The sequence below is a fragment of the Delftia sp. GW456-R20 genome (assembly GCF_001622915.1).
Lineage (GTDB): Bacteria > Pseudomonadota > Gammaproteobacteria > Burkholderiales > Burkholderiaceae_C > Comamonas > Comamonas acidovorans.
The window spans coordinates 1310782-1322874 of record NZ_LWCN01000004.1 but is presented as its reverse complement, the minus strand read 5'-3'; the positions used below and the strand labels follow the sequence as shown (position 1 = coordinate 1322874).

Below are 12093 nucleotides of genomic sequence, written 5' to 3'. Positions count from 1 at the left end.
GGCGTCAGGGTGCGGATTGCGCCCTGGCCTGATTGAAAAAGCAAAAGGCATCGGCGCCGCCGATGCCTTTTTTTGTGTGGAGGCCGCCGAGGCTGCCGCTACCCTTCAACGCAGGACGAGCACAGGGATATGGGTGTGCGTGAGCACATGCTGCGTCTCGCTGCCCAGCAGCAGGCGCTGCAGGCCCTTGCGTCCGTGCGAGGCCATGACGATGAGATCGCAGTCGCGGCGCTTGGCCACGTCGATCACGCTTTCGGCGACCAGGTCGGACTTGACGATCTCGGTGGTCACGTTGACCTTCAGAGCCTGTCCCTTGGCATGGATGGCATCCAGCACGGTCTGCGCGTTGGAAGTCCACTGGCCTTCGATGCGCTCGATCTGCTTGAGGTCCACGGTCTCGCCGCCCTCGAAGTAGCTGCGCGGATAGTGTTGCACCACCTGGACGACGACGACGCTGGCGCCGCACAGCGCGGCAAGGCCCAGCCCGCTGTCCACGGCCTTGTCGGAAAGCTCGGAACCGTCGGTGGCGATCAGGATGCGGTTGTACATGCGTGCTCCTTTCGTGTGTGCTGATGGATGGGATGAAGTCAGCATAGACCCAACCATGAGTTAACGGTTGATTAATGTCAATACGCTTATCATGCGGCCCGATTACGCTAAGAACCATGCCCCACACCACGATAGCCCCATCCAGCGAGGCGGCAGTGGCGGCGCTTGATTCAGGCCCCTCGCCCTCGCAGCAGGCCACCGCCCGGCTGCTGGATGATCCGCAGGAGTGGAGTTCGTTCGGACGGCCCGCAGGCCCCGCAACTCCCGCCGACCCTTCCAAGGAACCTACCGACTTTCCCGCCTGGGATTCGCACGTCGTTCTGGAAGGCATGCACTGTGCCGCATGCGCCCTGACCATCGAGGATGCGCTGCGTGCCGTGCCCGGAGTGGAGAAGGCCGAAGTCAGTGCTGCCACGCGCCGCGCCCGTGTCACCTGGCGCCACGCGCAGGTGCTTCCCTCCGAGTGGATGGAGGCCGTGCGGCGCGCCGGCTACCAGGCGCTTCCCGCACGCGATGCCTTTGCGCGCGAGCGTCGCCAGGCCGAGAGCCGCCGGGCGCTGTGGCGCTGGCTGGTGGCCGGCTTTTGCATGATGCAGGTGATGATGTATGCGTGGCCCGCCTACGTGGCCCGCCCCGGCGACCTGTCGCAGGAGATGGAGACGCTGCTGCGCTGGGCCTCCTGGGTCATCTCGCTGCCCGTGGTGCTGTTTTGCTGCGGCCCCTTCTTCTCCAGCGCGCTGCGCGACATACGCCAGCGCCGCGTGAGCATGGACCTGCCCGTGGCGCTGGGCATGCTGATCACCTTCGTGATCAGTTCGCTGGGCACCTTCGATCCTTCGGGTCCCTTCGGCGAGGAAGTCTTCTACGACTCGCTGACCATGTTCGTCTTCTTCCTGCTGTCCGGCCGCTGGCTGGAGCTGCGCCTGCGCGACCGCACAGCCGGCGCACTGGAAGCCGTGATGAACCGCCTGCCCGATGCCGTGCTGCGCGAGAACGCAGCCGGCCATTTCGAGCGCGTGGCCACGCGCCGCCTGCGGGCGGGCGACCGGGTGCGCGTGCTCAGTGGCGAGGCCTTCCCGGCCGACGGCACCATCGTGCGCGGCCGCACCCATGCCGACGAGGCCCTGCTCACCGGCGAGTCCACGCCCGTGCTGCGTGCCGAGGGCGATACCGTCACGGCCGGCAGCTACAACCTGGATGCCGTGGTCGATGTGCGCGTGGATGGCGTGGGCGCCGATACGCGCTTCGCCCAGATCGTGGGCCTGATGGAAAGCGCCTCGCTGCAAAAGCCGCGCTTGGCCCAACTGGCCGACAAGGTGGCGCGGCCCTTTCTCGTCGTGGTGCTGCTGGCTGCGCTGGGCGCCGCCATCTGGTGGTGGCCCACCGATCCCGGCAAGGCCATGATGGTGGCGGTGGCCGTGCTCATCGTCACCTGCCCCTGCGCGCTGTCGCTGGCCACGCCCGTGGCCATGCTCACTGCCGCCGGCACGCTGGCGCGCAGCGGCGTGCTGGTGCGCAACCTGCAGGGCCTGGAGGCGCTGGCCGCCGTGGACACCCTGGTGTTCGACAAGACCGGCACGCTCACGCGCGATGGCCTGGCCCTGTCGTCCTTCGAGCCTGCTGCGGGCGAAGACGCCGACGAAGTGCTGGCACTGGCGGCGCTGCTGGCGCGCCAGTCCATCCACCCGGCCTCGCGCGCCATTGCGCAGGCCGGCGCCGATGCCGCCACCGACTGGAAGCTGGACACCATGCAGGAAATGGCCGGCCTGGGCCTGGACGCCTGGGTGCAGCGCCCCGGCGCGCGCCGCCATCTGCGGCTGGGCTCGGCCCTGCACGCAGGCCTGGCCGGGGAGCAGCCCGTGCAGGGTGTGCTGCTGGCCGAGGAGACCTCGCAGGGCTGGCACACGCTGGCCCGCTTCGTCCTCAGCGAGGACGTGCGGCCCGAGGCCGCAGCCGTGGTGCAGGCGCTGCACCGGCATGGCGTACAGGTGATGCTGCTGTCCGGCGACCGCGAGGACGCGGCCCGCGCCATGGCGGCGCGCGTGGGCATCACCCAGGCCGAAGGCGGCTGCAGCCCGCAGGACAAGCTGGAGCGCCTGCAGCAGGCGCAGGCTGCCGGCCACCATGTGGCCATGGTGGGCGACGGCCTCAACGACGGCCCAGTTTTAGCTGGAGCGCATGTCTCTTTTGCGTTTGGTAGAGCAGTGCCCCTGGCACAATCGCGCGCAGATTTCGTTGTTCTGGGTGACAGCCTGGAACTGGTACTCCAGGCATGCCTGTTGTCGCGCCGCACGCTGCAGGTGGTGCGCCAGAACATGGCCTGGGCAGCCGCTTACAACGCGGTGTCGATTCCGCTGGCCCTGGCGGGCTTCATGCCTGCCTGGGTGGCCGGCCTGGGAATGGCACTGAGTTCGCTGCTGGTGGTGATGAATGCCGCGCGCCTTGCGCGCAGCCTGCCACTGGCTGCAACGAAACACACGGGCACGCCTGCTGCGCCCGCAGCGTCCGTCGCGATAAAGACGGGCTCCACCGCAACGGTGGGGAGGTTCTGATGGAAATACACCCCCTGAGCGGCTGCGCCGCTTCCCCCTCTCTCGCTTCGCGGGAGGGGAACGACACCTTCGCCGCGAGGCGGCTCTTGCTCGGTGTCACTGAGCTGGATCGCGCCCGTTCTGGGGGCAAGGCGTGGCGCGTCAGCGCCACGGGGAACTGACCATGGATATTTTGTATTTGCTGATCCCGCTGTCGGTGGTGCTGGTGCTGGCCATCCTTGCGGCCCTGTGGTGGGCCGTGTATCGCGGGCAGTTCGAGAGTGTGGAGCAAGAGGGTGAGCGCATTCTTCGGGACGATTGACGTGGGTCAACACGCCCGGGAGCGAAGAACGTAACACTTTGATAGCAATCTAAGGGGTGCACGATGGATAGTTCAAATAAAAACGCTGTCTATTACGACGATTCCGTCGTAAGGCAGTTCTCTATCATGGCCGTCGTCTGGGGGGTGGTAGGCATGGCTGTCGGGGTGTTGATCGCCTCGCAGCTGGCCTGGCCGGAACTCAACTTCGGCATTCCATGGCTGAGCTACGGGCGCCTGCGTCCGCTGCACACGAACGCCGTGATCTTTGCCTTTGGCGGATCGGCGCTGTTCGCAACCAGCTACTACGTGGTGCAGCGCACCTGCCAGACGCGGCTGTTCATGCCCAAGCTGGCCAGCCTGACCTTCTGGGGCTGGCAGATCGTCATTCTCGCCGCCGCCATCAGCCTGCCGCTGGGCTACACCCAGGGCAAGGAGTACGCCGAGCTGGAGTGGCCGATCGACCTGCTGATCGCCGTGACCTGGGTTTCGTATGCCATCGTGTTCTTCGGAACCATCGGCATCCGCAAGGTCCGTCACATCTACGTGGCCAACTGGTTCTTCGGCGCCTTCATCATCGCCGTGGCACTGCTGCACATCGTCAACAGCGCGGCCATTCCGGCCGGCTGGATGAAGAGCTACTCGGCCTACGCCGGCGTGCAGGACGCGATGGTGCAGTGGTGGTACGGCCATAACGCCGTGGGCTTCTTCCTGACCGCAGGCTTCCTGGGCATGATGTATTACTTCATCCCCAAGCAGGCTGGCCGTCCGGTCTACAGCTACCGCCTGTCCATCGTCCACTTCTGGGCGCTGATCTTCACCTATATGTGGGCGGGTCCTCACCACCTGCACTACACCGCGCTGCCCGACTGGACGCAGTCCGTGGGCATGGTGTTCTCGCTGATCCTGCTGGCTCCCAGCTGGGGCGGCATGATCAACGGCGTGATGACGCTGTCGGGCGCATGGCACAAGCTGCGCGATGACCCCATCCTGCGCTTCCTGATCGTGTCGCTGTCGTTCTACGGCATGTCCACGTTCGAAGGTCCGATGATGTCCATCAAGACCGTCAACGCGCTGTCGCACTACACGGACTGGACCGTGGGCCACGTTCACTCGGGCGCCCTCGGCTGGGTGGGCCTGATCACCATGGGCTCGCTGTACTACCTGATCCCGCGCCTGTTCGGCAAGACCAAGATGCACTCGGTGGGCGCCATCGAACTGCACTTCTGGATGGCCACCATCGGCATCGTGCTGTACATCGCCGCGATGTGGATCGCCGGTGTGATGCAGGGCCTGATGTGGCGCGCCGTCAATCCCGATGGCACGCTGACCTACACCTTCGTCGAAAGCGTCAAGGCCAGCTATCCGTTCTACGTGATCCGCGTGGCCGGTGGCCTGCTGTACCTGGGCGGCATGCTGGTCATGCTGTGGAACACCTGGAAGACCGCGATCTCGGGCCGTTCGGTGAAGGTGGCCGTGCCTGCCGTCGTGGCCCACGCCTGAGCGTCTAGGAGCATTACTCATGTCCGATCACAACAATAGCGCTCCCAAGAGCTTTTCCCACGAGAAGGTGGAAACCAACAATTTCCTGCTGATCGTGCTGACCCTGCTGGTGGTCGCCGTCGGCGGCATGGTGGAAATCGTTCCGCTGTTCTTCCAGAAGTCGACCACGGAAGCGGTGGCGGGCCTCAAGCCCTACACGCCGCTGCAGCTGATGGGCCGCGACGTCTATCTGCGCGAGGGCTGCTACAACTGCCACTCGCAGATGATCCGCCCCTTCCGCGCCGAGACCATGCGCTACGGCCACTACTCGGTGGCTGGCGAGTTCGTCTATGACCACCCCTTCCAGTGGGGTTCCAAGCGCACGGGTCCCGACCTGCACCGCGTGGGCGGCAAGTACAGCGACGAATGGCATCGCATCCACCTGAACAACCCGCGCGACGTGGTGCCCGAGTCCAACATGCCTGCCTACACCTGGCTGGAAAAGAACAAGGTGGATGACACCGTGGTCGCCCAGCACATGAGCGCGCTGCGCAAGGTGGGCGTGCCCTACAGCGACGAGGAAATCAGCGGCGCTGCCGAGCAGGTCAAGGGCAAGACGGAAATGGACGCCGTCATCGCCTACCTGCAGGTCCTGGGCCGTTCGGTCAAGTAAAGGAGAGCGACATGGACATCACCACCATGCGCATCGTGGCCACGCTGGCCTCGCTGGCCTGCTTCATCGGCATCTGGTGGTGGGCGTTCGCCCGCCGCAACCAGGCCCGTTTCGACGAGGCCGCCCAGCTGCCGTTCGAGCAAGACTGAGTCCCTCCACCAGAACGAGAACTTCCCATGAGCGATTTCGTAAACAACTTCTGGTCGATCTATGTCACGGCGATCACGCTGGGCGGCATCATCGGCTGCCTGCTGCTGCTGTATCTCACCGCACGCAAGAAGGTGGTCCCATCGGCCGACAACACCACGGGCCACGTCTGGGACGAGGACCTGCGCGAGCTGAACAACCCCATGCCCAAGTGGTGGATGTGGCTGTTCATCATCACCTCGGTGTTCGGCTTCGCCTACCTGGCGGCCTATCCGGGCCTGGGCTCGTTCGCGGGCAAGCTGGGCTGGACGCAGCTGGGCGCCTATGAAAACGAGATGGCCAAGGCCCGCGCGGACCTGGAGCCGCTGTACGCCAAGTTCACGAGCATGAGCACCGAAGACATGGCCAAGGACCCCCAGGCCATGGCCATCGGCGAGCGCCTGTTCATGAACAACTGCGCACAGTGCCACGGCTCGGACGCACGCGGCGGCAAGAGCTTCCCCAACCTGACCGATGGCGACTGGCTGCATGGCGGCACGCCCGAGAAGATCAGGGAAACCATCACGGGCGGCCGCATCGGCATCATGCCGCCCATGGCCGCTGCCGTCGGCACGCCCGACGATGTGCGCAATCTCTCGCACTATGTGCTGAGCCTGTCGGGCAGCCCGCACGACTCGCTCAAGGCCTCGCTGGGCAAGTCCAAGTTCACGGCCTGCGCAGCCTGCCACGGCATGGACGGCAAGGGCAACCAGGCTCTGGGCGCGCCCAACCTGACCGATGACATCTGGCTGCACGGCTGGGGCGAGGCCGCCATCACGGCCATGATCAACAACGGCAAGCACAACGAGATGCCTGCCCAGAAGGACAAGCTGACCGAGGCGCAGATCGCGGTGCTTGCTTCCTATGTCTGGGGCATGTCGCACAAAGACGGCGCAGTCCGTCAGTAAGCACAGGGGCGGCGCTGCGGCGCCGCCTTTTTGCGTTTTGAGTTTTCAGATATTTCAAAAAAACAAAGGAACCCACCATGAAGCCCGAGAGCGGGGATGACACCGGGAAGCCTCCCCGCAAAGTCATTCCGATCACGCCGGCCACGCCTGATCCGGGCGAGCTGGTGTCGATGTTCGAGTCGGAAAAGAAGGTCTACCCGCGCTCCATCAGCGGTGTCTTCGCACGCTGGCGATGGGCCCTGGTGTTTCTCACCCAACTGGTTTTCTACGGCCTGCCCTGGCTGGAGTGGGGCCAGCGCCAGATGGTGCTGTTCGACCTCGGAACGCGGCGCTTCTATCTCTTCGGGCTGGTGCTGTACCCGCAGGACTTCATCTACCTGGCGGGCCTGCTGATCATCTCGGCGCTGGCATTGTTCCTGTTCACGGCCGTGGCCGGGCGCCTGTGGTGCGGCTTCTCGTGCCCGCAGACGGTCTACACCGAGATCTTCATGTGGGTGGAGCGCAAGGTCGAAGGCGACCGCAGCGCGCGCATGCGGCTGGACAAGAACGGCTGGACCTTCGAGAAGGCCTGGAAGAAGTCGCTCAAGCAGTTGCTGTGGATCGCCATTGCGCTGTGGACCGGCTTCACCTTCGTGGGCTACTTCGTGCCCATCCGCGAGCTGGGCGGCGAGCTGCTGGCGCTGCAGGGCAGCTGGCAGATGTTCTGGGTGCTGTTCTACGGCTTTGCCACCTATGGCAACGCGGGCTACATGCGCGAGCAGGTCTGCAAGTACATGTGCCCCTATGCGCGCTTTCAGAGCGCCATGTTCGACCGGGACACCATGATCGTCAGCTACGATACGGGCCGGGGCGAGCCGCGTGCACCGCGCACCAAGAAGGTGGACTACAAGGCCCAGGGCCTGGGCGACTGCATCGACTGCAAGATGTGCGTGCAGGTCTGCCCCGTGGGCATCGACATCCGCAACGGTCTGCAATACGAATGCATTGGCTGCGGCCTGTGCATAGACGCCTGCAATTCCATCATGGACAAGATGGAGTACCCGCGCGGCCTGATCCGCCTGACCACGCAGAACGCCATGGCCGGCCTGTGGCGGCGTGCCCAGGTGCTGCGCCGCATCTTCCGTCCGCGCGTGCTGATCTACTCGGCCGTGCTGATCGGCTTGAGCGTGGCCATGATCGTGAGCCTGGCGCTGCGCCAGTCGGTCAAGGTGGACGTGATCCGCGACCGCGCCTCGCTGTCGCGCATCGTGGCTGGCGGCAAGCTGGAGAATGTCTACCGCCTGCAGATCATGAATGCCACCGAGCAGGCCCAGCGCTACCGCATCAGCGCCCATGGCCTCGATGGGCTGGAGCTGGCGTCCGAGCAGGAAGTCGAGGTCGGCCCGGCCGAGACGCGCGGCATTGCGGCGCGACTGCAGATTCCCTACGGTTCGGCCGAGCCGGGCTCGCACACCGTATTCTTCGATATCGATGCCGTGCATTCGGGCGCGGGACGCGCGTCCGAAAAGGCCGTCTTCCTGGTGCCCCGGTGATGTTCCTGGCAGGCGTGGCACGGTCCGCGCCTGCCGCCTGAAAGAAAGAGGTTTCCCATGTCTTCCAGTCCCGCAGTGTCCGCGCCCGCGCAGGCTCCCTCGCACCCCGACGCCGGCAAGCCCTGGTGGAAGTTCGGCCATGTCTGGCTGGTGGTGGCCGGCCCGGCGGCCGTGGTGGTCGCTGCCGTGATCACGGCCATCATCGCCATCAATGGCGCCGATCCCGTGATCGACCCCGACTACTACCGCAACGGCATCACGATCAACGAGCGTGCCGATGGCGTGCGCGAAGTGCCCAAGAGCATGGCGCCCGCCGTCACCGGCCGCAACCATGCGGCCACGCCCGCGCACGATCACCCCACGGACCGCTGATCGCCGTGCACCCCTGCAAGAGGCCGCAGTCGCGGCCTTTTTGCATGGCGGATCGCATCTCCGGCATGCGCGACGGGTGAGGGTTTCCTACAGGCGTGCAGGGCGCTGCGGGGCTTGGCGCCATGCGTTGGCGCGGCGCACAATGAAGGCGCCCCCTCGACAGCACAAGGAGATCGCTGATGTTGGCCCAACGCTGGATGTGGATTGCCTGGCCTGCCTTTTTGGCAGCCGCCGTGATGGAGATGCTGGTTTTTGCCTTTGTGGACCCGCTGGAGCTGCATTGGCTCGGCGACCTGGGCTGGTCGCGCCAGGGCATCTACACGCTGGCCTTCTTCGCCTTCTGGGGCGTGACCATGCTCTCCAGCCTGATGACCACCATGCTGGGCCGATCGGCCCGCGATCTCAACGACGGCGTGGTCTCCGAGCCCGACCCGGACCTGGCCATGCAGGGGCTGGGGCGGGACTGAGCGAGAGCCCGCTGCAATGAACAAGGCCCGCTGTCGCGGGCCTTGTTCATTGGCGGATGAATGCTTGCCGCCCTTGCGGCCTCACTGGCACTGCTGGCTGTTGACGATGCGCTTGAGCGCCTCCGTGTCCAGGATGCGCAGATGGCGCTGGCGCACCTCGATGATGTTGTCGTCCGCGAACTTGGAGAAGGTGCGGCTCACCGTCTCCAGCTTCAGGCCCAGGTAGCTGCCGATTTCCTCGCGCGTCATGCGCAGCACCAGTTCCGACTTGGAAAAGCCCCGCGCATGCAGGCGCTGCACCAGGTTGAGCACGAAGGCGGCCAGGCGCTCTTCGGCGCGCATGCTGCCCAGCAGCAGCATCACGCCGTGCTCGCGCACGATCTCGCGGCTCATGACCTTGTGCACATGGTTTTGCAGGGCCGTGACCTCGCGCGACAGGTCTTCCAGCTTGTCGAAGGGCATGACGCAGACTTCGGCGTCTTCCAGCGCGACGGCATCGCAGGTGTGGTGGTCGTTGACGATGCCGTCCAGGCCGATGATCTCGCCGGCCATCTGAAAGCCTGTGACCTGGTCGCGTCCGTCCTCGGTGGCCACGCAGGTCTTGAAGAAGCCGGTGCGGATGGCGTACAGCGAGGTGAATGTCTCGCCGTTGCGAAACAGCAGGCCTCCGCGCTTGACCTTGCGGCGCGTGGCCACGATGTCGTCGATGCGCTGCATCTGCTCGGCATCCAGGCCCATGGGCATGCACAGTTCGCGCAGGTTGCAGTTGGAGCAGGAGGCTTTGATGGTCTGAAGGTTCATGGAGTGATAAACATCAGCGGCACACAGCGTGCCGGCGGTGACCTCGTGGATTGCGATGAGTTGGATCAAATTGTCGCAGCAGTCCCTCAAACAACTCTTGATATGAGTCAAGGACATGACCGATGTGCTGCGGCACAGTCGAGGTATTAGAGGAAAAAACCCATGACCGCTGTCACCCCAGAGCTGCTGCGTCGCTTTGACGTACCGGGGCCCCGATACACCTCGTTCCCTACCGCCGACCGCTTTGTCGAGGCCTTTGGTGCAGAGGACTATATCCTGGCGCTGCAACAACGCAAATCGAGTACCGCAGCGCGTGCCACGCCTTTGTCGCTGTATGTGCACGTGCCCTTTTGCGAGTCGCTTTGCTACTACTGCGCCTGCAACAAGATCGTGACGCGCCACCACGATCGCGCCGCCGTCTACCTGGACTACCTGGCGCGCGAGATGGCCTTGCATACGGCCCATTGCGGCAAGGGCCAGACCGTCAGCCAGCTGCACCTGGGCGGCGGCACGCCCACCTTCTTCTCCGACGACGAGTTGCGCACGCTGATGGGCCTGTTGCGCGAGCATTTCAAGCTGGAGCCGGGTGGCGAGTACTCCATCGAGGTCGATCCGCGCACCGTCAGCGTCGAGCGCCTGGCCGTGCTCAAGGAGCTGGGCTTCAACCGCCTGAGCTTCGGCGTGCAGGACTTTGACGAACAGGTGCAGATCGCGGTTCATCGCGTGCAGCCGGCCGAGCAGGTGTTCGAGCTGGTGGCGGCCGCGCGGCAGCTGGGCTTTGCCTCCATCAACGTGGACCTGATCTACGGCCTGCCCAAGCAGACGCCCGAATCCTTCGAGCGCACGCTGGCCCAGGTCAACGCGCTGCGGCCCGACCGCATCGCGCTCTATGCCTATGCCCACCTGCCCGAGCGCTTCAAGCCGCAGCGGCGCATTGCGGCCGAGGATCTGCCCCAGGGGGCCGACAAGCTGGCCATGCTGTCGCGTTCCATCGCCGCGTTCATGGACGGTGGCTATGTCTATGTGGGCATGGACCACTTCGCCCTGCCCGAGGACTCGCTGGCCGTGGCCAAGCGCCAGGGCCGGCTGCACCGCAACTTCCAGGGCTACAGCACCCAGCCCGACTGCGACCTGATTGCGCTGGGCGTGTCGGCCATCGGCAAGGTGGGTGCCAGCTACAGCCAGAACGCCAAGACGCTGGAGGAGTACTACGACGCCATCGACGCCAGCCACCTGCCCGTGGTGCGGGGCCTGGCGCTGTCGCGCGACGACCTGGTGCGCCGCGCCGTCATCATGGCCATCATGTGTCAGGGCGCCGTGCTGTTCGAGCCCATGGAGCAGGCCTGGCTGCTGGGCTTTCGCGAGTACTTCGCGCCCGAGATGGCGGCCCTGGAGGACTTGCAGGCCAAGGGCCTGGTGCAGATCAGCGACGAGGGCTTCCAGGTCACGCCCATGGGCTGGTACTTCGTGCGCGGCGTAGCCATGCTGTTTGACCGATATCTGCAGGCGGACAAGAACCGGGCGCGGTTTTCGAGGATCATCTAGGCCCCATGCTGTTGTCGCTGCTCTGGACCGCTTTGATCATGGGGCTCGTCGGCGGGCCCCATTGCCTTGCCATGTGCGCTGCGCCCTGCGGCGTGGTCACGGGCGGGGCGGGGCAGGGCGGCGGCTCGCAGGTGGTGGCCGTGCATGGATTGCAAAGCCGGCTGTGGCTGCGCACGGCGCTGTTCCACGGCGGCCGTCTGGCCGGCTATGCCAGCCTGGGCGCTGCCTCGGCCCTGGCCATGGAGAGCCTGTCCTGGCTCACCAGCCAGACCACGGCGCTGCAGCCGTTCTGGACGCTGACCCATGTCGCCGTGATGGCCTGGGGCCTGGCCATGATGGTGCAGGCCCGCCAGCCCGCCTGGCTGGAGTCTGCTGGCCGCGCCGCCTGGCGGCGCGTGCAGCCCTGGGTGTCGGCGCCGGGCGGCACGCTGGCGGCAGGCTATGCCTGGGCGCTCATGCCTTGCGGACTGCTGTATTCGGCCGTGCTGGTCGCCGCGCTCAGCGGCGGCCCGTTGCAGGGCGCGCTGGCCATGGCGGCCTTTGGCGTGGGCAGCGGGCTGTGGCTGGTGGCCGGCCCCTGGCTGTGGCGGCTGGGCCGGCAGCGCCTGAACGGTCTGCGCGCCGAATGGGGCACGCGCCTGGCCGGCCTGATGCTGGTGGGCGTGGCCGTCTGGGCGCTGTGGATGGACCTGATCTACAAGCCCAGCCTCTGGTGCCGTTGAGCAACA

13 protein-coding genes are annotated in these 12093 nt (G+C 65.7%); 11 read left to right on the top strand and 2 right to left on the bottom strand.

All coding sequences use genetic code 11. The features are described 5' to 3' along the window. Positions 1 to 105: 105 nt before the first annotated feature. Positions 106 to 549 carry a universal stress protein gene (locus A4F85_RS11320; RefSeq protein WP_012204620.1) on the bottom strand — a complete coding sequence of 148 codons (444 nt, stop codon included), beginning with the start codon at positions 547 to 549 and terminating at the stop codon, positions 106 to 108. Positions 550 to 665: 116 nt separating this feature from the next. Between A4F85_RS11320 and A4F85_RS11315 the strand changes: the two genes are divergently transcribed. The 9 genes from A4F85_RS11315 to A4F85_RS11275 all read left to right on the top strand — a co-directional run bounded on the left by A4F85_RS11315 (position 666) and on the right by A4F85_RS11275 (position 9019). After that, a complete protein-coding gene (locus A4F85_RS11315; protein ID WP_063326628.1) occupies positions 666 to 3101 on the top strand; it encodes a heavy metal translocating P-type ATPase in 2436 nt (811 codons plus the stop codon). A 163-nt stretch (positions 3102 to 3264) separates the two neighbouring features. Then, complete coding sequence (gene ccoS / locus A4F85_RS11310; RefSeq protein ID WP_013803228.1) at positions 3265 to 3402, top strand: cbb3-type cytochrome oxidase assembly protein CcoS; 138 nt, start codon at positions 3265 to 3267, stop codon at positions 3400 to 3402. A gap of 63 nt (positions 3403 to 3465) precedes the next feature. Continuing rightward, entirely contained in the window at positions 3466 to 4902 is a 1437-nt protein-coding gene (gene ccoN / locus A4F85_RS11305; RefSeq protein WP_063326627.1) for a cytochrome-c oxidase, cbb3-type subunit I, read from the top strand. A gap of 19 nt (positions 4903 to 4921) precedes the next feature. Then, on the top strand, positions 4922 to 5554 hold the full coding sequence (gene ccoO / locus A4F85_RS11300) for a cytochrome-c oxidase, cbb3-type subunit II (RefSeq protein ID WP_012204624.1): 633 nt from the start codon (positions 4922 to 4924) through the stop codon (positions 5552 to 5554). A gap of 11 nt (positions 5555 to 5565) precedes the next feature. Next, positions 5566 to 5703, top strand: a complete 138-nt coding sequence (locus A4F85_RS11295) for a cbb3-type cytochrome oxidase subunit 3 (RefSeq protein WP_012204625.1) — start codon at positions 5566 to 5568, stop codon at positions 5701 to 5703. A 27-nt stretch (positions 5704 to 5730) separates the two neighbouring features. Next, the gene (gene ccoP / locus A4F85_RS11290) at positions 5731 to 6648 is read left to right on the top strand and encodes a cytochrome-c oxidase, cbb3-type subunit III (RefSeq protein ID WP_012204626.1); all 918 of its coding nucleotides are present in this window, start codon (positions 5731 to 5733) and stop codon (positions 6646 to 6648) included. A gap of 77 nt (positions 6649 to 6725) precedes the next feature. Continuing rightward, positions 6726 to 8180, top strand: coding sequence for a cytochrome c oxidase accessory protein CcoG (ccoG, locus tag A4F85_RS11285; protein WP_013803227.1), 1455 nt, complete (start codon positions 6726 to 6728; stop codon positions 8178 to 8180). Between the two features lie 57 nt (positions 8181 to 8237). Continuing rightward, complete coding sequence (locus tag A4F85_RS11280; protein ID WP_012204628.1) at positions 8238 to 8552, top strand: FixH family protein; 315 nt, start codon at positions 8238 to 8240, stop codon at positions 8550 to 8552. A gap of 179 nt (positions 8553 to 8731) precedes the next feature. Further along, positions 8732 to 9019, top strand: coding sequence for a hypothetical protein (locus A4F85_RS11275; RefSeq protein ID WP_013803226.1), 288 nt, complete (start codon positions 8732 to 8734; stop codon positions 9017 to 9019). 81 nt (positions 9020 to 9100) lie between these two features. Here the strand turns inward: A4F85_RS11275 and fnr are convergent, their stop codons facing one another. Beyond that, positions 9101 to 9820 (bottom strand): fumarate/nitrate reduction transcriptional regulator Fnr, encoded by a 720-nt coding sequence (fnr, locus tag A4F85_RS11270; RefSeq protein ID WP_034391808.1) that lies wholly within the window; start codon positions 9818 to 9820, stop codon positions 9101 to 9103. 162 nt (positions 9821 to 9982) lie between these two features. Here fnr and hemN point away from each other — a divergent pair, with 162 nt between their 5' ends. After that, positions 9983 to 11365: an oxygen-independent coproporphyrinogen III oxidase gene (gene hemN, locus A4F85_RS11265; RefSeq protein WP_012204631.1), complete on the top strand. Its 1383-nt coding sequence runs from the start codon at positions 9983 to 9985 to the stop codon at positions 11363 to 11365. Positions 11366 to 11370: 5 nt separating this feature from the next. Continuing rightward, the gene (locus A4F85_RS11260; protein ID WP_012204632.1) at positions 11371 to 12087 is read left to right on the top strand and encodes a sulfite exporter TauE/SafE family protein; all 717 of its coding nucleotides are present in this window, start codon (positions 11371 to 11373) and stop codon (positions 12085 to 12087) included. Positions 12088 to 12093: the final 6 nt, after the last annotated feature.